Origin of the sequence: Rhizobium sp. NPDC092011, from assembly GCF_044756305.1 — a bacterium.
Classification (GTDB): Bacteria; Pseudomonadota; Alphaproteobacteria; order Rhizobiales; family Rhizobiaceae; genus Rhizobium.
On record NZ_JBIVSO010000001.1, the window covers coordinates 1,390,057 to 1,411,677 of the forward strand.

Below are 21,621 nucleotides of genomic sequence, written 5' to 3' on the forward strand. Positions count from 1 at the left end.
TTGACCTTGTCATGTGAAAAGGCTGCAACAGGGACGGTTTGTCTCTGCGAGTTCCTGTCAGAGGTAGGGCGAACCGAGCCAGAGGATCTTCTCGATCAGCCTGACGACGAACGGACGCGCCCGCAGCTTCTCGAGATCGACCGGATGCGCAGTTTCCAGAATCGCGCCGATATGGGCATCGATCGTGCCGGCAAAGCCGCGATCGAGCACCTCGAGATCCACCTCGAAATTCAATCGCAGGGACCGCGGATCGAGATTGGACGAACCGACATAAGCCCAGATGCCGTCGATCGCCAGCAGCTTCGAATGGTTGAACGGCCCTTCAGCGCGCCAGATGCGGCAATAATTCTTCAGCATCTGGTCGAACTGTGCGGTCATGGCGCGGTCGACGAGCACGAGGTTGTTGGCCGTCGGTACGACGATGTCGACCTCGACGCCGCGTCTTGCCGCTGTCACCAATGCGCTGATCAACTCCCGATCCGGCAGAAAATAGGGGGACATGATGCGGATCGTCTTGTGCGCCACCGATAGCGCGCCGATGAGCATCTTGTGGTTGGTCTCGAGGCTGCGGTCCGGCCCCGAGGCGACGACGCGCATCAGGACCGGTGCTCCGGGCTCGTTGGCTGGCACCGCAATCCGCCATTCGTCGCTGTCCAGAACCTCGCCCGTGGTGAAGCGCCAGTCTTCGGCGGCTGTATTGAAGAGGTCCGCAACAGCTGGACCGGTCACGCAAAAATGCATGTCGCGCGCGCTGTGTTCGTGGGCGAACTCGCGCGTGAAGCCCTGACGTATGTTCATGCCGCCTGTGAAGGCGATCCGCCCGTCGATGCTCAGAATCTTGCGGTGAGTGCGCAGGTTCGCGTAGGGTAATCTGAGGCCGATGATGACATTGCCGTTGAAGACGTCGACATTGACGCCGCCCTGGCTGAGATAGCCCATGATGCTCGGCACCGAATAGCGAGCGCCGACCGCATCGATAAGGACGCGCACGCTGACGCCGCGTTTGACGGCCTCGATCAGCGCATCGGCGATACGCAGGCCGATCGGGTCGCGGTCGAATATATAGGTCTCCATGAGAATGCTGCGCTCGGCGCCGTCAATCGCGGCTTTCATCGCGGCATAGGCGGCATCGCCGCTTGTCAGCATTTCGATGGTATTGCCGGTGCTCATCGTATAGCGGACCACGCGGTCGCCGAGCGTTTTCATCGAGCCGAAGCGGTCGCCGAAAAGCCGCCGTACCTGATCGTCCTCGGCATCGAAGCTGGCGAGCTTGCCGATTGCGTTTTCGCGAAAGAGCGCGTCGCGTTGCGAGCCGAGCGAGGCGCGGCGGATGCGGTTTATGCCTGCGACGGCATAGAGCAGCGCCCCGATGATAGGCGATAGGATGACGACGCCGACCCAGCCGATCGCTGCGCGAACATCCTCTTTGGTCATGGCTGCGTGGATCGCCGCGACCGCTCCCATGGCGATGGAGAGCACAGCGAGAATTTGGCCCCAATGGGCAGCCACAAGGTCGATCATGCCGCGAGTATATCTTCGGCAGCAAAAGCTGCAATCTGCCGCCTTGCAATCTTTGATGCATGGAGGTTTTCGGTGCGAAAGCCGATCGTATTAGATATTTTTAATTGAACCGCATGATCGCCGCGATCATAGTAACACCGTTCGGCCGCTTCGCTACCGTCCCCCACGGTATACCTGTGTTCCTTGTGTGAAGCGCCACTGCGGTTCGAGGGTCAAGACTCGCGAAATCGCCCCGTTGCTCGCAGTTGAGCGTGGGGTCTTGGCTGCTCGGGGGAGGTATGAAAGCCCGCATTTCAAGAACGGGCATTGTTCACCAATCATGTTCATCGATGCGAACGGAGAACAGCAGATGTTGGAATCTCGGGACGAATGGATCAAGAAACGTGCATATGCCATCTGGGAGGAGGAAGGTTATCCTTCCGGTCGTGATGTTACGCACTGGCAGCAGGCAAGCAGCGAGCGCATTGCATTTGAGAAGAGCGTCGGCAAGGAAAGCAAGCTCGGCGCGAAATCCAAGGCGAAGCGCAAGCCGACGGTCGATGTAGCTGCCGCCGTCGAAGAGACGGCGGACAAGCCTACCACGAGGCGGACCCCGAAGAAGGCTGTTAAAGCCAAAGCCTGATGCAAGTGCCGCCCCTGAGTGCGGCGGAGGCGAGGGCGGCTCGATGATGAGCGTCGAGCCGCTCGTTTCTTGACAGTTGATGTAGAGATATTCGCAATAATTTCGGTAGCTTGGCCTCAAGGCACGGAATAATTGTCACACATTGGTGCTACTGGAGCGGGTTAGGGAGTCCCGCCATGCGCAATAGCTGTATCGATGATCTGGAAGTTGCTGTATCGATGATCGTTGCAATGTGCCGTCGTCGCACCTGGCTGGGCCAGGTAGGGATGGCACGATGACATCCCTTCTCGCGCTTGCCGCGCTCTACCTCTTGGCCGCATTGATCCTTATCCTGATCATCGACCGTTCCGTCGGGGTGTTTTTTCCAGCCTCCGCTGAAGGGCATGGCACGCCCCGCACGGGCCGCCGCACCTGGTTCGGAGCCATCGATCGCGGCTCTCCCAGCGAGGTATCGGAACCTTTTCCGTGACGATGGGTTGGTCTTTCATCCGAAACAGGGAGAAAGATCATGCCACGTGGAGACAAATCCGCTTACACGGACAAGCAGAAGCGTAAAGCCGAGCATATCGAAGAAGGGTATGAGAACCGTGGCGTTTCCCATGACGAAGCAGAGCGGCGTGCGTGGGCGACGGTCAACAAGGAGAGTGGCGGCGGCAAGAAATCGGGTTCGGGTCGCGGCCACCCGGAAAACCACCTCTCATCGGAGAAAGGTGGCAGGATCGGCGGCCGTGCTTCTGCGAACCGGCCGGCATCCGAGCGTTCTGCGTCAGCCAAGAAGGCTGCCGCGACGCGCAAGCGCCACGAACAGGGCACTCATTCCTGAGAGATGATCAGAAAAAGAAAGGCCTCGGTCGCGCTAATAGCGGGTGAGAGGCTCGTTGAGCAGCATAGACCCTTTCGTTTGGCAAAGCCGATGATAGGCTCTCAACAGGCGCGGGCAGTGCATTCCACCGTCGAAAGCCCGAGCCCGCATTTGGCGACATCGACATATCGATCTGCAATGGCTGCAGGATGTGCTTTGGGAGAGAAAAATGCCTTATGAGCTTTACTATTGGGACAGTATTCAGGGTCGTGGCGAGTTCGTGCGGTTGGCGCTGGAGGAGGCGGGCGCCGATTACGTTGACGTTTGCCGTGGATCGTCCAGTAACGGACATGGAATACCGGCCATGATGGCGATCATGGGAAGCAGATCCCATGCCGATATCCCGTTCGCGCCGCCGTTCGTGAAGGATGGCGATCTCATCATTCCCCATGTGGCGAACATACTGATGTATCTTGGGCCGAGGCTGGGCCTTGCTCCGAAAAATGAGGGCGAGCGCCATGTGTTGAATGGGCTCCAGCTGACGATTACCGATTTTGTCGCCGAAGTGCATGATACCCACCATCCCATTGCCACCTCGAAGTACTATGAAGATCAGAAGGTGGAGGCTAAGGCCCGTGCCGCTGAATTTATCGAAAATCGCATTCCGAAATACATCGGTTATTTCGAACGGGTCCTTCATCAGAATCCAAAGGGCCCCGCTCACATCTTCGGTGGCGAATTGACCTACGCGGATCTGTCGCTCTTCCAGATCTACGAGGGATTGCGATATGCCTTTCCGCGCGCGACCGCGCATCTTTCGAGCCGCTACCCGCATCTGAGCGCGCTGCATGCGGCTGTCATGAAACGGCCCAACATTGCTCGCTATCTGCAGTCGGACCGCCGTATACCTTTCAATGAAAACGGCATCTTCCGGCATTACCCCGAATTGGATAGAGATATGGCGTAAGCGATGCTCGTCTATCAGTTCATCCCCGCGTGCTGGATCGTTCTGATCCTGATCTGGCTCTTCGCCTCTTTTGGCGTCAAGAAAACCGTGAGGCAGGAAAATCCCCTGTCGCGACTGGGCAATACCCTGCCGATCTGGCTAGGCGCCTTTCTGTTGGCTGCCCACCGTTCCTGGCTGGGTCACCTCAACATTCTTATTATTCCGCACGGCTTGAACATTTACTATGTCGGCGCTGTTCTGACGCTCATCGGGGTCGTCTTCGCGATATGGGCGCGCTTTCACATTGGCCGCAACTGGAGTGGTGTCATCACGGTCAAGCAAGACCATGCGCTGATCCGCTCCGGTCCCTACGCACTGGTACGCCACCCGATCTATTCAGGTCTGACGCTCGCCGTCATCGGTTCGGCTATCGCGCGTGGCGATATTGCCGCGGGGCTTGCCATCGTCGCCATTCTCTATGCGGTTCTGCGCCGCGTCCAAATCGAGGAAAGTTGGATGAGCGAGACCTTCGGCAGCGCCTATGCCGACTACAAGGCCACCACGCCGGCTCTCGTCCCATTCATAAAATAGGTCACGCCTTCAGTTTCGATGCGGCGTCGAAAAAGCCGGCCCAGGGATCGCTATCTGCGCTCCCCAGGCGCGCCGCGGCGTTCTTGACGGTGAATGTGGCCGGCCCGATTTTGTCGTTCAACTCTTCCCAACCGATCGGCATCGAAACGGCGGCTCCCGCTCGCGCCCGAGACGAATAGGGTGCGACCGCTGTGTTGCCTCGACCGTTGCGCAGGTAATCGATGAAGATATGGCCCGCTCGTTTCGCTTTGCTGGCGACCGACAAATATCTGTCCGGGCTATCGGCGCTCATTGCATGAGCGATAGCCTCGGCCGTATCCTTGACCTGCGGCCAAGCTGCATCGGGCTTGAGAGACGCAACCACATGTAGTCCCTTGCCGCCGGAGGTCTTGACGAACGAAGCAAGGCCGAGCCCCGAAAAGCGCTCCCTGATCTCCTGCGCGGCCGTAATGACCACGGTCCAGTCGACATCTTCGCCGGGATCGAGGTCCATGATGATCATGTCGGGCTTTTCCCAATGGTCTGTCGTCGTGCCCCAGGGGTGTATTTCCAGCGCCGCTGATTGGACGAGCGCCGCAAGACCGTCAAAGCCCACGATCTTCAGAAACTTGGCGCTCTGCTCGTCCTCGGGATCGGCAATTTCGATAATATGCGGACTAAGGCCCTTCCAGGCATGTTTTTGGAAGAAGCGAGGCCCGCTTATGCCTTCCGGGCATCGCAGCAGAGCCAACGGTCGATTGACTACAAAGGGCGCCATTCGCGGCCAAGCCAGAGCGTAATAGTCAACCAGATCCTGTTTGCTCACGCCATCGTCCGGCCAGTAGAGCCGCTCGGGATGCGTCAATTGAACGGAAGTTGCAGTTCGGCTCTCAATGGGCGTCTTTGCCATTCGCATGCGCTCCATCTTCCTGTGACGGGAAAGCTGTATCGGACGGAGACTAGCATTGCCCGACGCAGGAAGTCGATCGTTTCGCAGCCCTACGGCATCAACTGGCCACCGTTGACTTCGATAATCTGGCCCGTGATGTAGCCGGACAGTGTCGGCGATGCCAGAAACAGATAGGCGCCGACGCAATCCTCCGGCGTGCCGACGAAGCCCATCGGGATGGTTTTACGCTGAAGCTCCATCTGCTCGTCATTCGTATAGCGCTCGTGGAAGGGCGTCGCGATGACGCCGGGCGCGACGGCATTGACGCGGATCTTGTCGTTGACGAATTCCTTGGCGTGACCATGTGTGATGGTCGATACGAAGCCCTTCGAGGCGGCATAGAGGATCGCGCCATTCCCGCCGCCGTTGCGCGCGGCGATCGATGTCGTGTTGATGACGAAGCCACCCTGCTTCTTGAGGTGAGGGTGGGCAGCTCGGGTCGCCGCAAGCACCGAGCGGGCGTTGAGGTTCATGACGCGCTCGTAGTGCTCGTCGGTCATGGCGGAGGTCGAAAGCCGCCCCAGCATGCCGCCGGCATTGTTGACCAACCCATCCAGTCCACCAAGGGCTTTGGCCGCGTCCTCAACCACACGTTCGGTTTCGCCGTCTTCGGAGACGTCGCCCTGTATCAGATGAACCGTGCCACCGGCAGCCGTGACCTCGGCCGCCAGTCGTTCAGCGGGCTCGCGGCTTGCATTGAAGTGGAGGCCGACCTTCATGCCTTGCGCGGCGAAGGCGCGCGCCACGGCAGCGCCTATGCCGGTCGATGCGCCGGTGATCAGCACTCGCTTGCCGGCGAGTTCGGGAATGCGAATGGAAGCAAGGGATTGCGCAAGTTCTGCCATGACGTCTCCTCCGGAACCTCGATAATCATATGATGAAATCATTCTGCTACGTGAGGCGCAAGAGCCGTAGGGCAAGATGGGCAAATGGACGCGGCAATGCCCCCGCTGGGTAGCCATTCAGACCAGCGTGATGCGCATTGTTGCCGATGCTCCGGTCGTTCAGTCAGATCAGGCAAGGATATCGCTGCTCAGCGGTTGCGGCACGACGGTGCCGTGTCGCTGCACGCGGGCTCGTAACAAATGGCCAGATAGCAGCAGGAACCGGAAACACACTCGGTTGACCTCGACGAAAAGCCGATATGGAAGGACGGTCAGATAGTGTGCTCGCGAGCGATGATACCGCCGCCGTTGCCGGATGCCTTGAATTTGAGACGGCAGCCCGAGCTGCTGGTTGATGGGAATGGGGGTAACGAAAGCCGACTTCAGTCCCTGAAAGAACTCCAGGTCGAACGCCAGATCGAATGGTAGCCGCATGGGGAGCAGCACCTTGACGAACCATCGCGCGGCCCGTCGATTGATGAGATAGGCGCCTGATCCCTTTTCCCTGGTCAAGGCAATCGCCAGGCTGCGGCTTTCGGTGAGTTTGGAGAACTCGAACTTCCTGCCCGCGCTGACGGTCGACAGGCGCAGGATATCCCATGTCTCCGCCTGCCCGAGCGCGGCCTTGATGATGTCGGGAAGGTCGGGCGGAAATTCGAGATCGTCCTCCAGAATGAGCGCGAATTCGTCATCGGAAGCAACAAGGCGCCGGGCGCACTCGACGTGGCTCAGATAGCAGCCGATTTCCCCGGGATTTCGCCGGCGGCCATGCATGAAACGAAAAGAGATTTCGCTGAACTGCTTGATCGGAAATTCGATCAGGCTGCCGTCGATCGCCGGCACACGTTCGAACGTTAGGCCGAACTGCTCCAGCTTCTCCCGCATGTCGGTCAGGCGATCACTTGCCCGATCCAGGTTGATCAGAAATATCTTCAGCGAAGCCCCGGTACGCCCTGCATCATGCATGTTCTCGTCCAATTCAACGTCGCGACATTGCGTCGCTTTCCGGAGCGAACATGTTCATTTCAGCTGACAGGAGCCTGACAGGCCAAGGCGCAACGCCAACGCGGAATGCCTTCAAACGCCGGCAAAGCCGGTTTTGCACATGTTACACATGCTTGGCTGGCCGAAAGACACGTTGTTGAGGGGCCGCGAATGTGCGACGATATCGTCCAGGAGGAGCGGTCCATGGTGTCGACTTTGTCGCACATTAAGGAGATCGAGCGTGTCGCAATGGGGGCCACGAGCCCGCGCGATGCGCCGGTAGTACAGTCCTGGTTGCGTTGTCTGAACGATTACAGGCTCGATCCTGCCGCTGCTCAGGAAGCCTATATCGTGCCGGAAACCAAGCTGCGTGAGCATCGCGAGCAGGCGGAGGAGTTGATCCGTATCGGCCGCTCCGGTCTCGAGCAGCTATTCGGCCAGGTCGTCGAGCAGAACTATGTCCTGCTTCTGTCCGACGCTCGCGGTGTGACCGTGGATTTCATGGGCGATCCGACCTTTGACAATCAATTGCGTAAAGCGGGACTCTACCTTGGCTCGGAATGGTCGGAGAATAGGGCAGGCACCTGCGCCGTCGGCGCATGCATGGTCTCGGGCGAGCCTGTCATCATCCATCAGGATGATCACTTCGATACCAGCCATATCGGATTGACCTGTACCGCCGCGCCGATCTTCGACACGCTGGGCGATTTGACGGCCGTTCTCGATATCTCGCAGCTGCGCTCGCCGACAGCGAAGGCCAGCCAGCAACTTGCCCTGCATCTCGTGGCCTCTACGGCACGGCGCATCGAGCTTGCCAATCTGATGACCCGCACGCGCAACGACTGGGTCTTGCGACTGGCGCGTTCGCCGGAGTTTCTCGATGTCGATCCCGATGCGGCGATCGCGCTAGATGGCAGCGGCCGTATAACCGGGATGACGCATGGCGGCTTCGGCGCGCTGGCACGCGCCATGAACATGCGTGGTATCGCAACGCGGCAGTTCATAGGCCAACCTATCGATCGCTTCTTCGATATCGAACTGGACGATCTGCCGCAGTTCATGCGCGGCCGGCCGAATGGAGACAGGCTGCTCAAGGCCAAGAGCGGGCTGGCGGTGTTCGCCAGCGCCATCGCTCCGGCGGCTGGCGTTCGCCGCGTGCCGACGGCGGACGTTTCCAAGGGGCAATCCGCTTTCGAAGGCCTTAGCTTCGGCGATCCGACAATGGAGCGCTTGCAGGCCCGAGCAGCGAAACTCGCCGGGCGAGATATTCCCATCCTCATCCATGGTGAGACCGGCAGCGGCAAGGAATATCTGGCCCGGGCAATCCACGACAGCTGTGGCGGCGGCGGAAAATTCGTGGCGGTCAATTGTGCGGCCATTCCTGAACAGCTGATGGAATCGGAACTCTTCGGCTATGCGCCCGGCGCCTTTACCGGCGCTAATCAGAAGGGCAAGCGCGGCCTCATCGAGGAGGCGGACGGCGGCACTCTGTTCCTCGACGAAATTGGCGATATGCCGCTTTCCCTGCAGAGCCGTTTGCTGCGCGTACTATCCGAAAATGAGGTGCAGCCGGTCGGGGCATTGAAGGCGCGACCGGTGCGACTGCGTCTTCTCTCCGCCTCGCATAGGGATCTGGCAGAGCTGGTGGCGCTCGGTCAATTCCGGCAAGATCTCTATTATCGCCTGAATGCGGTCATGCTCGCCTTGCCGCCATTGCGCGAGAGGCAGGATCTGCATGCCATGATCGACCAACTATTGCATCGTGTCGGGCGGGAGAATGCGCAATTCTATCGGCTGGATGCCGAAGCTCGCAAACGACTGCTCGATCACGATTGGCCGGGAAATCTGCGAGAGCTTTCGAATGTGCTTCGCGTTGCTGCCGCGCTATCCGAGGGGGGCGTCATTGGGATGGAATGCCTGCCTGATGCGCTGCATCGAGACGCCATCCTGCCTGATCGGCCACAAGGCGACACCGATCTGCGCCAGGCCCTTGACGAATGCGGTAACAACATCTCTGAACTCGCCCGCAAACTTGGCGTCAACCGCTCCACCATTCATCGCAGACTGAAGCGCCTCAACTGACGCATCCGCTGCAACACCTGTTGCAGCGGAGGTGACGCACGTCGAGCGACGTACATCATGCATGACCGATAATTGATTGAATTTATTGGATTTTGAAAATCCTCTTCAATCTGGCACGGTGCTTGCTCACTTCTCGTTGCAAGAGCAAATGAGGAGGAAACAGGAATGAAGGCTCTCCGCTTCCATGCCGCCAAGGACTTACGCATAGAGGATATCCCGCAGCCGGCAGCGCCCGGTCCGGGTGAGGTTTTGATTGAGAATCGCTACTGCGGCATTTGCGGTACTGACCTGCATGAATATGCCTATGGCCCGATCTTCGTGCCGAAAGAGCCGCATCCCTTCACCAAGGCGCATGGACCGCAGGTTCTCGGTCACGAGTTTGGCGGAGTGGTCAAAGCCGTGGGCGAGGGTGTTTCGCACGTGACAGTCGGCGATCGTGTTTCGGTGCAGCCGCTGATCATGCCGCGTGTGGGGGATTACTATGCCGACCGGGGCCTTTTCCATCTGAGCTCGCAGCTCGCGCTTGTCGGCCTATCCTGGCATTCGGGCGGCATGGCACAGGCTGCACTTCTCAACGACTACAATGTGCAGCCTATCCCCTCGAGCCTGAGCGACGAAGAGGCTGCCCTCATCGAGCCGACTGCGGTTGCCGTCTATGCTTGTGATCGAGCCGGCGTCACGGCGGGCAGTAGCGTATTGATAACCGGCGCCGGGCCTATCGGTATCCTGACCGCGATGGCAGCACGCGCCGCCGGCGCGACCCAACTCTTCCTGTCAGACCTTAACGATACCCGGCTGACGCTTGCCCGAGAGGCGCTCGGTCATGTCCGAACCATCAATCCCAGGTCGGAAAAGGTGGGCGACGTCGTGCGCAGCGAGACGGAAGGCGGCGTCGGCTGCGATATTGCCATCGAATGCGTCGGCAACGAACATGCGCTGAAGAACTGCGCCGATGCCGTACGCAAGCAGGGCATCGTCGTCCAGACCGGTCTGCATCCCCATGAGAATCCGTTGAACTGGTTCGACGTCACCTTCAAGGACATCGATGTGAGAGGATCCTGGGCCTATCCGACGCACTACTGGCCGCGCGTCGCACGGCTTATCGCCAGCGGCCAAATTCCGGCGCTCAGGATCGTCACCAAATTCGTGTCGCTGAGTGAAGCGGTCGAAGAAGGGTTCGATCAGTTGCTCGATCCCGCCGGTCGGCACCTCAAGATACTGATCGACCTGTCACGATAGCCTATTGATATCGCAAGGCGGTTGAGGAGCTGCCTTGCATCCTTTCAAAGAGCAGGAGGAGATGAAATGCTCGACAAAACCCCAACCACACGCGTCCAGGCGCTTCTCGACAAATTCGGCGAGACGCTTGCGGCAGGCCGTATCGATGAGGCCGTGTCACTGTTCGCCGAGGAGTGCTACTGGCGTGATCTTGTTGCCTTCACCTGGAACATCAAGACCGTCGAAGGACGCGATCAGGTACGTGACATGCTGAAAGCACAGCTTGCCGGCGCAAAACCCTCGAACTTTCGGGTTGCCGCAGGCGAGGAAGCCACAGAGGCCGGCGGAGTGCTTGAAAGCTGGATCTCTTTCGAAACTGCAGTTGGGCGCGGCTATGGTCTCGTGCGCTTCAAGAATGGTCTGATCTGGACGCTGCTGACGGCGCTCGTCGAGCTCAAGGGGCACGAAGAAAAGTCAGGCTTCACCCGTCCGCTCGGGGCCAAGCACGGCCAGAATATCGGCGGGAAGACCTGGAAGGAGGAGCGTGAGGAGGAAGCGCGCACGCTCGGTTACGACAAGCAACCCTATGTCGTCATTATCGGCGGCGGGCAGGGCGGTATAGCGCTCGGCGCCCGCCTGCGCCAACTCGGGGTCCCCACGATCATTCTGGAGAAGAACGATCGGGCCGGTGATTCCTGGCGCAAGCGCTACAAGTCGCTCTGCCTGCACGATCCGGTCTGGTACGACCATCTGCCTTATATCGATTTCCCGAAGAATTGGCCGGTCTTCGCGCCGAAAGACAAGATTGGCGACTGGCTCGAATTCTACACGAAAGTGATGGAACTCAATTACTGGACGCGCTCGGCGGCGAAATCGGCGACATGGGACGAGCGGGCCAAGGAATGGACCGTCATCGTCGACCGTGACGGCGAGGAAGTTGTGCTGAAGCCCAAGCAGCTTGTTTTTGCAACGGGCATGTCGGGCAAGGCGAACATTCCGGACTTCAAAGGACGGGAGCGTTTCAAGGGAGAGCAACACCACTCCTCGCAACATCCGGGGCCGGATGGTTACAAGGGCAAGAAGGTGGTCGTTGTCGGCTCGAACAACTCGGCGCATGACATTTGCGCCGCGCTGCATGAAGCCGGCGTCGACGTTACGATGATCCAGCGCTCGTCCACCCATATCGTCCGGTCGGAGACGCTGATGGATATTGGCCTCGGCGGACTCTATTCGGAGCAGGCTCTGGCAAATGGCGTGACGACGGCGAAGGCCGATCTGATCTTCGCATCACTGCCGTATCGGATCATGCACGAATTCCAGATCCCGCTCTACAATCAGATGCGCGAGCGAGATGCAGATTTCTATGCAGCTTTGGAAAAGGCCGGGTTCCAGCTGGATTGGGGAGCGGATGGATCGGGGCTGTTTATGAAGTATCTGCGTCGCGGCTCTGGCTACTATATCGATATCGGTGCCTCGCAACTGATCATCGATGGCAAGATCAAGTTGCAGGCAGGCCAGGTCGAGGAGATCACCGAAAACTCGATCAAGCTCGACGATGGTCGGGAAGTCCCGGCCGACGTGATCGTCTATGCGACCGGTTATGGCTCGATGAACGGCTGGGTAGCTGACCTGATCGATCAGGAGACCGCCGACAAGGTGGGCAAGGTTTGGGGGTTGGGTTCGGAAACGCCGAAGGATCCCGGTCCTTGGGAAGGCGAACAGCGCAACATGTGGAAGCCGACACAACAGGAAGCGCTGTGGTTCCATGGTGGCAATCTGCACCAATCGCGTCATTACTCGCAGTATCTTTCCTTGCAGTTGAAAGCGCGCATGGAAGGTATTTCTACTCCTGTCTATGGCTTGCAGGCCGTTCATCATCGACGTTAGCTGGCTGAAGAAAGAATTATAAGAATTTGAAACTATTGTGATCTCGGATATTGCATCGGAACCCGCTGCTGTCCGAGATCATAGTTTTTCACCTTCTCTCCGATGGGGTGCGACGTCGTCGATGCTCGCCCACAGCAGCGAAACGTCTGGCGTGACCGCGTCATGGCGGATATGGAAGGGCGCAGGGGAGTCGCGCCTCGTCCTCGGCGTTCCAGGATGCTGGCGGCTGCTGATTTCGACAAGAGAGAAAGGTCGAGTAGAGCATGAGCAAGAACAAGCTGATCCGTTTTGATGTCGCCGATAACCAGGCCGGAGGCCAGCGCCGCCCCTTTGCCAAGGCGGTTCGCGCCGGCGATTTCGTTTACGTCTCGGGCCAGGTCCCCACGATCAACGGCGAAGTTATCGTCGGCAATATCGTTGCGCAGACCGAGCAGGTCATCGCCAATATCAAGGACGTGCTCGCACTTGCCGATTGCACGCTTGAGCATGTCGTGAAGGTCAATGTCTGGCTGGATGATGCTCGTGATTTCTCGAGCTTCAACGCCGTTTTCCAGAAGCATTTTATCGATCACCCACCGGCCCGCTCCACCGTTCAGTCTCCGATGATGGTTGATGTGAAGGTCGAGATGGACGTTATCGCCTACAAGCCGCTCGACTGAACCGACGCCTCCTGACTATCGCGGCTCCGCTTTCCGACGCCTTATGTTCAAGGCGGAGCCGCATTGTTGTGCTTGATCGCGCCATGGGCAATCACAGCCAGATCCGGGTCTAAAGCGCGTCGCGATCTCTAAGATTCGCTTCACGCGCTTTAGCTCTTTGATTTCACGCATGTCGTAGCCGCAAAAACCGCTGCACACTTTTGCGCGACATGCTCTAGCCCTAGATCATAATGCCGCTGTAAATAGCCGAAATCACAAGATTATTTTCCCAAGGCGATCTTCTTACTCTCATTTTGACGGGCCGGCGGCGCGTCATTTGAGTTGCCAGACCTCCGTCGACGTCGCTCTGCGACGAAGGCAATTCTCAGTGATGTCAGGCAGACCTCCTTCATGATTTCGATTGCGGCAGATCCTCGACGGGTTATCCGCTGCGATGTCCGGACACCAATCCCATTCGCCTGTTGATTTCCAATCAGCGGATTGACGATTGCTCAAACTCACGATTAAATCAATTTGATTGACTAGTAGAGGTCAACGAGAGGGAGCTAAGAATGGGACTGAAGAAAAGCAGACTGCGCAATCTCTTCCAACGGACATCATGGCTGGCAACGGCGGCGCTCGGCGTGTCGCTGGCTTTCGGCGCCGGGGCTGCCTCGGCGGCCGAATCCGTGCTGACGATGCACATCGAAGAGCAGACAAGTTGGGTCAGTAATTTCAATCCCTTCGATCTGGCCGGTCGCCGCCAGAGCACGATGGATTTCATCTATGAGCCGCTGGTTATCTTCAACGCCAACGACGGCGGCAAGCCGGTATGGCGCCTGGCCACGAGCTACAAATTCTCCGACGATCTGTTGTCGATCACCTATGATCTGCGTCCCGGCGTGAAGTGGTCGGATGGTCAGCCGCTGACCTCGGCCGACGTGAAATACACGATCGACCTGATGCTGAAGAACCCCGCCGTCGATACCGTCGGCGTCGGCCAGACCGTCGCTTCCGTCGAGGCGCCATCACCGACCCAGGTGACGATCAAGCTGAAAGCCGTGAATTCCGAGTTCCCGCAGTCGCTCGCCGATCTGGCAGTCGTGCCGGAGCATATCTGGAAGGACGTTGCCGACCCGGTCGCTTTCAAGAACGAGAAGCCCATCGGCTCCGGCCCGATGACGGAGGTTCGCCGTTTCACGCCGCAGGTCTATGAGCAGTGCCGCAATCCAAACTATTGGGATGCCGCCTCGCTGCATGTCGATTGTCTGCGCCTGCCGCAGATTTCGGGCAACGACCAGATGCTGGCTCTGTTGCCGGAAGGTACTGTGGACTGGATCGGCTCCTTCCTGCCGCAGATCGACAAGACTTTCGTCGCGCTCGATCCGCAGCACAATGGCTATTGGCAGCCGCCGGCCGAAACCGTCGCCTTCCAGATGAACTACAAGTCGAGCAATGCCGGCAATCTTGAGGCCTTCAAGGATATCAACTTCCGTCACGCCTTCAGCCTGGCGATGGATCGCAAGTCGATGGTCGATATTGCCGGCTTCGGTTATCCGGTTGTCAACCTGCACGCGAGCGGCCTGCCGCCGCGCTTCGAGAGCTGGCGCAACAAGGCTGCCGAAGGCGACAAGGATGCCTTCATGGGCTTTGACACCGACAAGGCAAACAAGATCCTCGATGACGCCGGCTACAAGAAGGGTGCTGACGGCTTCCGCACGACGCCAAGCGGCAAGCCTATCGCTTTCCCGGTCATCGTGCCGAATGGCTGGACCGACTGGATCGATGCCGTGCAGATCGCCGTCGAAGGCCTGCGTGCCATGGGCATCAATGCCTCCGTCGCGACACCTGAATACGAACAGTGGCGCAAGCAGCTGCTCGATGGCAGCTTCGACGTGGTCATGAACTCGCGCGCCGATAGCGCAACACCGTTCCAGGGCTACTATCAGAGCCTGTCCACGGACTATGCCGGCAAGCTTACCGTTTCTGCGCCGCGCTATTCCAACCCGAAGCTCGATGCGCTCTTCGATCAGTATCGGAAGTCCTCTTCCGAAGACGAGCACAAGAAGATCTTCAACGATATTCAGGTGCTGATCGCGGACGATTTCCCGGTCGTGCCTGTTTTCAACGGTCCGACCTGGTACCAGTACTCCAGCAAGCGGTTCACCGGCTGGGTTACTGACAAGGATCCGGTCATGAACCCGGAAAACCACGACAACAATCGCATGCGTCTCATGCATCTTCTGCGTCTCAAGCCGGTCCAATAAGACCAAAGCCAAGGAAGCAGACATGCGTATTTCAAGCCGGCGCCTAGGCGTCTACGCGGTGGCGCTGGCCTTCGCGATCGTCGTGAACTTCATTCTTCCCCGGCTTATGCCGGGGAGTCCCGTCGACGCCATGGTGGCCCAGCTTGGGCCGCGGGCAACGCCTGCCGCCGTCGAGGCGATCAAGGCGCGCTTCGGCGAGATCGATCAGCCGATCATGATGCAGTTTCTCGATTATCTCAAAGGCCTCGCAACCCTCGATCTTGGCGTTTCGGTCAAATACTATCCGCAGACAGTGGTGCAGGTGTTGAGCCGCGCCACGCTGTGGACCATCTTCCTTGTGGTGACGGCGATTGCCTTTTCGCTGTGCGTCGGCGTCGTGCTCGGCGCGATCTCGGCCTGGCGGCGCGGCGGGCGGTTCGACACGGTCGTGTCGCCTCTGTCGGTCATCATGTTCTCGATCCCGCCGGTGATCATCGCCCTGACGATCCTCTTCGTCTTTGCGGTATCGCTGCGCTGGTTTCCGGTGGGATATGCCTATGATCCCAATCTCGATCCGGGCTTCAATTTCACCTTCTTCGGCAGCGTCTTCATGCATGCCATCCTGCCGGTGCTGACGCTTTCGCCATTCCTCATCGGCGAATTCCAGACGACAATGCGCTCTTCGATGATCGTCATCCTGGGTGAGGATTATGTCACCATGGGGCGAGCGAAAGGGCTCAGCAATTTCGCCGTCATGTTCAGCTATGGCGCCCGAAACGCACTTCTGCCCGTGCTGACCAATCTGGCACTGATGCTCGGTGCAGTCTTTGGCGGTTCGATCGTCACGGAAATCGTCTTCAACTATCCGGGCCTCGGGCTGACGCTGTTCACCGCCAGCGTGGCGCGCGACTACCCGGTCATTCAGGGGCAATTGCTCTTGATGACCATCGCAACCCTTGCCGCGAATTTCCTGGTCGACATCATCTACGGCCTTGTCGATCCGAGATTGAGGGAGGGCGTACGATGAGCTTTGCGCTTCGTTCCATTTTCAGCCAGAAGAAGGCGCTGGTCGGCTTCATCATCGTTGCCGCATTGTGCCTGATGGCGATTTTTGCACCGATCATCGCGCCCGGCGAGCCTGGCGCTCGCGTCGGTCGCTCACATCAGGCGCCTTCGGTCGAACATGTCTTCGGAACCACCAAGATGGGCCGCGATGTCTATCGGCAGTTCGTTTGGGGTGCCAGAAGCTCGCTTTCGGTAGGCTTCGCGACCGGCATCGCCATTACCGTCATCGGCACTGCCATCGGCCTCATTGCCGGCTATGCCGGCGGCAGGACGGATGCGGTACTCGATCTCGCCACCAATGCGGTGCTGGTCATACCGAACATGCCGCTGCTCATCCTGCTGGCCTCTTTTGCGGGCACGGTCGGTCCGATGACGATCATGACGATCATCGCCTTGACCTCGTGGCCATGGGGTGCGCGCATGACGCGGTCGCAAACCATGGCTTTGCGAAATCGCGATTTCGTCACGGCGGCCAAGATGATCGGCGAACCGGCATGGCGTATCATCTTTGTCGAAATCCTGCCGAACCTGACACCGCTGATCGGCATCAATCTGGTCGGCAGCATCATCTATGCGATCGTTGCCCAGACGACGCTCGAATATCTCGGCTTCGGCGATCCGCTTAAAGTGACCTGGGGCACGATGCTCTACAACGCCCAGAACGCTTCGGCGATCATGGTCGGCGCCTGGTGGGACATTGCCGTGCCCGCCGCCGGTATCGCACTGACTGGCCTTGGCCTTGCGCTGATCAACTTCACCTTCGACGAAATCGCCAATCCGCAATTGCGCTCCGGACCGGCACTGACCCGGTGGTTCCGTCTGACCCGAGCCCGCAATCGCATGATGAGGTTAGGCCAATGAGCGATAACCTGCTTGAAATCGAGCACCTCAACATCGACTACCTGGTCGACAAGGGCGACTTCCGTGCGGTGAAAGATGTCTCGTTCAACATCGGCCGCGGGGAGATATTCGGTCTTGCCGGCGAATCCGGCTGCGGAAAGAGCACGATCGCCTTTGCGATCACACGGCTTTCCAAGCCGCCCGCTTGGATCAGCGGCGGAAGCATCCGTCTGGATGGTCAGGATCTGCTCAAGATGCCGGAGGCCGAGTTGCAGAAGATCCGCTGGAAGCGGGTTGGGATGGTGTTTCAGAGCGCCATGAATTCGCTCAATCCGCTGATGCGGGTCGAGGCGCAGTTCCATGACGTGTTGCACCGCCACACCGGATGCTCTCGGCAGGAGTCCCGCGCTCGCGCCGAGGAAATGTTCAAGCTGGTGGGCATTCCCGTGCATCGCGTCAGCGATTATCCGCACCAGTTTTCCGGAGGCATGCGCCAGCGCATTGTCATCGCCATCTGCCTGGCGCTTAGACCTGAGCTCATCATCATGGACGAACCGACGACCGCACTCGACGTCGTGGTGCAGCGGGAGATCCTCGAGCAAGTGCTCGATCTTCAGCAGACCTATGGTTTTTCCGTTCTGTTCATCACTCACGACCTGCATCTGATGGCCCAGCTTTGCCATCGCATCGGCGTGATGCTGAAAGGCGAGCTGGTCGAGGTCGGCGATGTCTCCCAGGTCAGCCAATCGCCCGTACATGAGTATACGCGCAAGCTTTGGAACGCCATTCCTCAGCTTCCAGCCAGCGCCCACGCTCCCGGAGTTTTCGCATGAAACCGCATATACAGGCTGTGACTGCCGAACCCGTTATTCGGCTTGAGGACGTTCAGCGTCATTTCGGCTCGGTGCACGCGCTGAAGAGTGTGTCCTTCTCGCTATTTGCGGGAAAGGCACTCGCTCTCGTCGGCGAGTCCGGTTGCGGAAAGACCACTTGCGCTCGCATCATCGCTCGGCTCGACAAGCCGACGGCTGGCAAGATTCTCGTCCGCGGACAGGATCGCAGCGCGCGCGGTTCGGGCAAGGAGGAACGGATGTACCGCAAAGACGTCCAGATGGTTTTTCAGGATCCGTTCTCTTCGCTCAACCCGGCCTTCACGATCAACCACCACCTTGCTCGACCCTTGCAATTGCATGGGGCGGATAAGCCAAAGGCCGAGCGGGATGAAGACATATCCCGACTTCTGGTCAGCGTTGGTCTCGATCCGACGCTGACGCGGCAGAAGTTCCCCCACGAACTGTCGGGCGGTCAGCGCCAGCGCGTCAACATTGCCCGTGCCTTGGCGGTTGCGCCGAGCGTGCTGGTGGCGGATGAGCCGACCTCGATGCTTGACGTTTCGATCCGCAAGGACATCCTTGATCTCCTGGCGCGTGTGAAGCGCGAGAATGATCTCGCCATGCTCTACATCACGCATGATATCGCCACGGCCGCCCATGTCGCCGAGGAGATCGTCGTGATGTTTGCCGGCCAGATGGTGGAATGGGGCAATACGGAAACGGTGCTCTCCGCGCCAAAGCATCCCTACACCCAACTGCTGCTGTCAGCGGTTCCGCATGGAGGCCGCAGGTTCGTGACCGGCGGCAGCGCCCGCTTTCTCGAACAGGCAGAGAAGATCCGCGCGCTCACCCGCCCGGTCTCCACCACGGTCGAGCAGGTCGGCGCCAATCATTTTATGCGTGCGCTCGTCGCATCGAATTAGAAGGATTTCACTTTGGATTATCTGGTCAATCTATCGACGCTGCCCGCCGACACGCAATCGACCGAGCGGATGGCGCAGGGTGGCATTGCAATCCGTCGTGCCCTGCCGCCAGAGCTGCGGTTGATCACCGGCTGGGTGGCCGAACATTTCAGCCAGGGCTGGGCAAGCGAGACGACCGTTGCGATGACACGCCAGCCGCCGACCTGCTTCATCGCCACGCGCAATCGCGAGCTTGTCGGCTTTGCGTGCCACGAGGCGACCGCACGCGGATTCTTCGGTCCGACAGGCGTCGCCGAAGAGGTGCGGGGTCTCGGCATCGGTCGTGCGCTGTTGTTCGCCTCGCTCACCGACATGAAGGCCTTGGGCTACGCCTATGCCATTATCGGCGATGTCGGCCCATCCGAATTCTACGAGAAGACGGTCGGCGCCACGCAGATCCCCAATTCCGCGCCCGGCATCTACGCCGGCATGCTCAAGCTTTGAACAATCCCTTCAGGAAGAGAGAATACTCATGTCCATACCGCGATCCTTGGCTCTGCGGCTTGAAACCACATGGAACCCGCCGACCGACGAGAAGGAATTTTCCTACGTATTGCGGCTGAAGAATCTTTCGTCGGAGCCGCTTTCCGGCTTCGCGCTCTGCGTCAGCGGCCCGGGTCGTGTCGACCCGGCCGGCATCGTCGAAGGCGCGACGATCTCCAAGCGTCTTTCCAACTTCACCGAGTTCCAGCCGCCGGAAGGCTTCGTACTGGCGGGTGGCGAAACGTGGACCATCACTGTTCGCGCCTTGAGCTGGCAGTTCCGTCACTGGAACGATGGCGCCAACAGCGCCTATCTCGCATTTGCCGATGGCACCACGGCTTCACTTGGCACCGAGCCGACGCGCACATCGTCAAGCAATGCGCCGTTGAAGCGTGGCGCGGAAGTCTATCCGGTGCCGTCAAATCCGCCGGTGCCGCTCGCGATCATTCCGTGGCCGAACCATGTAGCGGTATCCTCCCGACGTCCACTGCCGGCCGGCTTCGCCTTGAAGGCCGCAGGCCCCGATGCGCAAGCTGCCGCTGAAAGCTTTACTGCTCTTGTCGAGCACCTCTTTTCGGCCGAAGGATTGATCCGTTCCGAGGCGGAAGGTGCCGTGCCGGTGGAATTGCGCCATGTCGAAGGTCTGGGCGCCGAGGCCTATAGGCTCGCCTTTTCCCCGGAGACGATAACGGTCGAAGCGAGCGCGCAGACCGGTTTCGTCTATGGTCTCGTTACCATCGGCCAGATCTGGCGCGGCGCGCGCCTGCATCCGCAGGCGTTCCATTTCCCGGCAGGCGGCGAGATCATCGACGAGCCGGCGATGAGCTGGCGCGGCTTGCACCTCGACGTCGCGCGGCAATTCTACGGTTCCGCTGAAATCAAGAAGCTGATGGCGGTGCTTGCCTGGAACAAGCTGAACCGCTTCCATTGGCATCTGTCGGATGATGAAGCATGGCGTGTCGAGATTGATGCCTATCCGGCGCTGACGCAAATTGGTGCATGGCGTGGGCATGGCTTGCCGATGCCGCCGCTTCTCGGCTCCAGCCCGGCTCGCACCGGCGGTTACTACACTAAGGCGGTTGTGCGCGATATCGTCGGCTATGCCAAGGGTCTTGGCATCGAGGTTTTGCCGGAGATCGACATGCCGGGCCATTGTTACGCGATGCTCCAGGCAATTCCCGAGCTTCGAGATCCCGACGAGGCCGGCAGCTACTACTCCGTCCAGGGCTTTCCGGACAATTGCATCAATCCGGCCCGCGAGAAGACCTATGAGGTCATCGAGACGATCCTGTCCGAGCTCATCGAGCTTTTCCCGTTCAAGGCCATCCATATCGGCGCCGACGAAGTGCCGCTCGGTGCGTGGTCGGGTTCGCCGGAAGCGCTTGCGCGCCTGCGCGAACTTGCCGGCGACGACGTGGCGGACGCGCATGCCAAGCGTCTGAACGTGATCACCAATACGCATGGCGCGGACGATATTGACGGTTCCGGCACCGCGGTTCTTCAGGCCGAGTTCCTGGAGCGGATCCAGGCGTTTCTCGCTTCGAAAGGCTGCATAACCGGCGGTTGGGAAGAGGCGGCGCATGGCGACAGGATCGACAAGGACAAGAGCTATCTCTGCAGCTGGCGTAGCGTCGAAGTCGCGGCCGAGCTGGCCGGCCGTGGATATGAGATGGTGGTCTGCCCGGGCCAGGTCTACTATCTCGACATGGCGATGCGTCCGGATTGGGACGAGCCAGGCGCAAGCTGGGCTGGCCACTCGGATCCGGAGAAACTCTACACCTTCGATCCCATCGGTGGCTGGACAGACACCCAGAAGGAAAAGCTTCGTGGCATTCAGGCCTGCCTCTGGTCGGAGTCGATGACCGATCGCGCCATTTTCGACCGCCTTGTTTTCCCGCGCCTATCCGCACTTGCGGAAACCGGCTGGACGAAGCCATCGGAGAAATCCTGGGAGCGGTTCAAGGCGCTCGTCGGCACGATGCCGCTGCTTTACGGCCTGCATCAATTTTGACAGCTTGATGCTTGGTCCTTAGAGCATGATGCCGAAAAGTGTGTGCGGTTTTCGGGCGACATCATGCTCTATTTCTTT

The 21,621-nt window shown here is 59.3% G+C and carries 20 protein-coding genes; 16 read left to right on the forward strand and 4 right to left on the reverse strand.

Annotated features, from left to right (window positions below):
* Positions 1-57 precede the first annotated feature (57 nt).
* Positions 58-1,521, reverse strand: coding sequence for a phospholipase D-like domain-containing protein (locus ACIQJ2_RS06370; RefSeq protein ID WP_400667925.1), 1,464 nt, complete (start codon positions 1,519-1,521; stop codon positions 58-60).
* Between the two features lie 349 nt (positions 1,522-1,870).
* Between ACIQJ2_RS06370 and ACIQJ2_RS06375 the strand changes: the two genes are divergently transcribed.
* The 5 genes from ACIQJ2_RS06375 to ACIQJ2_RS06395 all read left to right on the forward strand — a co-directional run bounded on the left by ACIQJ2_RS06375 (position 1,871) and on the right by ACIQJ2_RS06395 (position 4,482).
* A complete protein-coding gene (locus ACIQJ2_RS06375) occupies positions 1,871-2,143 on the forward strand; it encodes a DUF2934 domain-containing protein (RefSeq protein ID WP_199149497.1) in 273 nt (90 codons plus the stop codon).
* Between the two features lie 274 nt (positions 2,144-2,417).
* Positions 2,418-2,612 (forward strand): hypothetical protein, encoded by a 195-nt coding sequence (locus ACIQJ2_RS06380; protein ID WP_400667927.1) that lies wholly within the window; start codon positions 2,418-2,420, stop codon positions 2,610-2,612.
* Positions 2,613-2,651: 39 nt separating this feature from the next.
* Entirely contained in the window at positions 2,652-2,966 is a 315-nt protein-coding gene (locus ACIQJ2_RS06385; protein WP_199149495.1) for a plasmid stabilization protein, read from the forward strand.
* A gap of 208 nt (positions 2,967-3,174) precedes the next feature.
* The gene (locus ACIQJ2_RS06390) at positions 3,175-3,912 is read left to right on the forward strand and encodes a glutathione S-transferase (RefSeq protein ID WP_400667929.1); all 738 of its coding nucleotides are present in this window, start codon (positions 3,175-3,177) and stop codon (positions 3,910-3,912) included.
* 3 nt (positions 3,913-3,915) lie between these two features.
* Entirely contained in the window at positions 3,916-4,482 is a 567-nt protein-coding gene (locus ACIQJ2_RS06395) for a methyltransferase family protein (RefSeq protein WP_400667931.1), read from the forward strand.
* Position 4,483: 1 nt separating this feature from the next.
* On the opposite strand, the gene ligD is transcribed toward ACIQJ2_RS06395, so the two are convergent.
* The 3 genes from ligD to ACIQJ2_RS06410 form a co-directional block, all read right to left on the reverse strand.
* The gene (gene ligD, locus ACIQJ2_RS06400; protein WP_400667933.1) at positions 4,484-5,371 is read right to left on the reverse strand and encodes a non-homologous end-joining DNA ligase; all 888 of its coding nucleotides are present in this window, start codon (positions 5,369-5,371) and stop codon (positions 4,484-4,486) included.
* An 89-nt stretch (positions 5,372-5,460) separates the two neighbouring features.
* A complete protein-coding gene (locus ACIQJ2_RS06405) occupies positions 5,461-6,255 on the reverse strand; it encodes an SDR family NAD(P)-dependent oxidoreductase (protein WP_400667936.1) in 795 nt (264 codons plus the stop codon).
* A 168-nt stretch (positions 6,256-6,423) separates the two neighbouring features.
* A complete protein-coding gene (locus ACIQJ2_RS06410) occupies positions 6,424-7,260 on the reverse strand; it encodes a glycosyltransferase family 25 protein (RefSeq protein ID WP_400667938.1) in 837 nt (278 codons plus the stop codon).
* A gap of 222 nt (positions 7,261-7,482) precedes the next feature.
* On the opposite strand from ACIQJ2_RS06410, the gene ACIQJ2_RS06415 reads away from it, so the two are divergent.
* From ACIQJ2_RS06415 to ACIQJ2_RS06465, 11 genes are all read left to right on the forward strand, one after another.
* Positions 7,483-9,360, forward strand: a complete 1,878-nt coding sequence (locus ACIQJ2_RS06415) for a sigma-54-dependent Fis family transcriptional regulator (RefSeq protein WP_400668684.1) — start codon at positions 7,483-7,485, stop codon at positions 9,358-9,360.
* Positions 9,361-9,525: 165 nt separating this feature from the next.
* Entirely contained in the window at positions 9,526-10,599 is a 1,074-nt protein-coding gene (locus ACIQJ2_RS06420) for a 2,3-butanediol dehydrogenase (protein ID WP_400667940.1), read from the forward strand.
* 66 nt (positions 10,600-10,665) lie between these two features.
* Complete coding sequence (locus ACIQJ2_RS06425; RefSeq protein WP_400667942.1) at positions 10,666-12,465, forward strand: NAD(P)/FAD-dependent oxidoreductase; 1,800 nt, start codon at positions 10,666-10,668, stop codon at positions 12,463-12,465.
* Between the two features lie 263 nt (positions 12,466-12,728).
* Positions 12,729-13,124 (forward strand): RidA family protein, encoded by a 396-nt coding sequence (locus ACIQJ2_RS06430; protein ID WP_199149487.1) that lies wholly within the window; start codon positions 12,729-12,731, stop codon positions 13,122-13,124.
* A 551-nt stretch (positions 13,125-13,675) separates the two neighbouring features.
* Positions 13,676-15,370, forward strand: a complete 1,695-nt coding sequence (locus tag ACIQJ2_RS06435) for an ABC transporter substrate-binding protein (RefSeq protein WP_400667944.1) — start codon at positions 13,676-13,678, stop codon at positions 15,368-15,370.
* Between the two features lie 22 nt (positions 15,371-15,392).
* Positions 15,393-16,376 carry an ABC transporter permease gene (locus ACIQJ2_RS06440; protein ID WP_199149485.1) on the forward strand — a complete coding sequence of 328 codons (984 nt, stop codon included), beginning with the start codon at positions 15,393-15,395 and terminating at the stop codon, positions 16,374-16,376.
* Positions 16,373-17,275 carry an ABC transporter permease gene (locus tag ACIQJ2_RS06445; RefSeq protein ID WP_199149484.1) on the forward strand — a complete coding sequence of 301 codons (903 nt, stop codon included), beginning with the start codon at positions 16,373-16,375 and terminating at the stop codon, positions 17,273-17,275. The genes ACIQJ2_RS06440 and ACIQJ2_RS06445 overlap by 4 nt, the downstream gene beginning before the upstream one ends.
* The gene (locus ACIQJ2_RS06450; protein WP_199149483.1) at positions 17,272-18,087 is read left to right on the forward strand and encodes an ABC transporter ATP-binding protein; all 816 of its coding nucleotides are present in this window, start codon (positions 17,272-17,274) and stop codon (positions 18,085-18,087) included. The genes ACIQJ2_RS06445 and ACIQJ2_RS06450 overlap by 4 nt, the downstream gene beginning before the upstream one ends.
* The gene (locus ACIQJ2_RS06455; protein ID WP_400667947.1) at positions 18,084-19,010 is read left to right on the forward strand and encodes an ABC transporter ATP-binding protein; all 927 of its coding nucleotides are present in this window, start codon (positions 18,084-18,086) and stop codon (positions 19,008-19,010) included. Before ACIQJ2_RS06450 ends, ACIQJ2_RS06455 begins: the two co-directional genes overlap by 4 nt.
* A gap of 12 nt (positions 19,011-19,022) precedes the next feature.
* Complete coding sequence (locus ACIQJ2_RS06460; RefSeq protein WP_400667949.1) at positions 19,023-19,493, forward strand: GNAT family N-acetyltransferase; 471 nt, start codon at positions 19,023-19,025, stop codon at positions 19,491-19,493.
* Between the two features lie 28 nt (positions 19,494-19,521).
* Entirely contained in the window at positions 19,522-21,543 is a 2,022-nt protein-coding gene (locus ACIQJ2_RS06465; protein ID WP_400667951.1) for a beta-N-acetylhexosaminidase, read from the forward strand.
* The last annotated feature ends 78 nt before the right edge of the window (positions 21,544-21,621 follow it).

What these genes read in the sequence shown, in the direction of transcription:
- ligD (WP_400667933.1), bottom strand. Translation starts at nt 5,371, where the DNA reads ATGGCAAAGACGCCCATTGAGAGCCGAACTGCAACTTCCGTTCAATTG.
- ACIQJ2_RS06405 (WP_400667936.1), bottom strand. Translation starts at nt 6,255, where the DNA reads ATGGCAGAACTTGCGCAATCCCTTGCTTCCATTCGCATTCCCGAACTC.
- ACIQJ2_RS06420 (WP_400667940.1), top strand. Translation starts at nt 9,526, where the DNA reads ATGAAGGCTCTCCGCTTCCATGCCGCCAAGGACTTACGCATAGAGGAT.
- ACIQJ2_RS06445 (WP_199149484.1), top strand. Translation starts at nt 16,373, where the DNA reads ATGAGCTTTGCGCTTCGTTCCATTTTCAGCCAGAAGAAGGCGCTGGTC.
- ACIQJ2_RS06415 (WP_400668684.1), top strand. Translation starts at nt 7,483, where the DNA reads ATGGTGTCGACTTTGTCGCACATTAAGGAGATCGAGCGTGTCGCAATG.
- ACIQJ2_RS06435 (WP_400667944.1), top strand. Translation starts at nt 13,676, where the DNA reads ATGGGACTGAAGAAAAGCAGACTGCGCAATCTCTTCCAACGGACATCA.
- ACIQJ2_RS06380 (WP_400667927.1), top strand. Translation starts at nt 2,418, where the DNA reads ATGACATCCCTTCTCGCGCTTGCCGCGCTCTACCTCTTGGCCGCATTG.
- ACIQJ2_RS06465 (WP_400667951.1), top strand. Translation starts at nt 19,522, where the DNA reads ATGTCCATACCGCGATCCTTGGCTCTGCGGCTTGAAACCACATGGAAC.
- ACIQJ2_RS06390 (WP_400667929.1), top strand. Translation starts at nt 3,175, where the DNA reads ATGCCTTATGAGCTTTACTATTGGGACAGTATTCAGGGTCGTGGCGAG.
- ACIQJ2_RS06425 (WP_400667942.1), top strand. Translation starts at nt 10,666, where the DNA reads ATGCTCGACAAAACCCCAACCACACGCGTCCAGGCGCTTCTCGACAAA.
- ACIQJ2_RS06370 (WP_400667925.1), bottom strand. Translation starts at nt 1,521, where the DNA reads ATGATCGACCTTGTGGCTGCCCATTGGGGCCAAATTCTCGCTGTGCTC.
- ACIQJ2_RS06395 (WP_400667931.1), top strand. Translation starts at nt 3,916, where the DNA reads ATGCTCGTCTATCAGTTCATCCCCGCGTGCTGGATCGTTCTGATCCTG.
- ACIQJ2_RS06450 (WP_199149483.1), top strand. Translation starts at nt 17,272, where the DNA reads ATGAGCGATAACCTGCTTGAAATCGAGCACCTCAACATCGACTACCTG.
- ACIQJ2_RS06440 (WP_199149485.1), top strand. Translation starts at nt 15,393, where the DNA reads ATGCGTATTTCAAGCCGGCGCCTAGGCGTCTACGCGGTGGCGCTGGCC.
- ACIQJ2_RS06455 (WP_400667947.1), top strand. Translation starts at nt 18,084, where the DNA reads ATGAAACCGCATATACAGGCTGTGACTGCCGAACCCGTTATTCGGCTT.
- ACIQJ2_RS06385 (WP_199149495.1), top strand. Translation starts at nt 2,652, where the DNA reads ATGCCACGTGGAGACAAATCCGCTTACACGGACAAGCAGAAGCGTAAA.
- ACIQJ2_RS06430 (WP_199149487.1), top strand. Translation starts at nt 12,729, where the DNA reads ATGAGCAAGAACAAGCTGATCCGTTTTGATGTCGCCGATAACCAGGCC.
- ACIQJ2_RS06375 (WP_199149497.1), top strand. Translation starts at nt 1,871, where the DNA reads ATGTTGGAATCTCGGGACGAATGGATCAAGAAACGTGCATATGCCATC.
- ACIQJ2_RS06410 (WP_400667938.1), bottom strand. Translation starts at nt 7,260, where the DNA reads ATGCATGATGCAGGGCGTACCGGGGCTTCGCTGAAGATATTTCTGATC.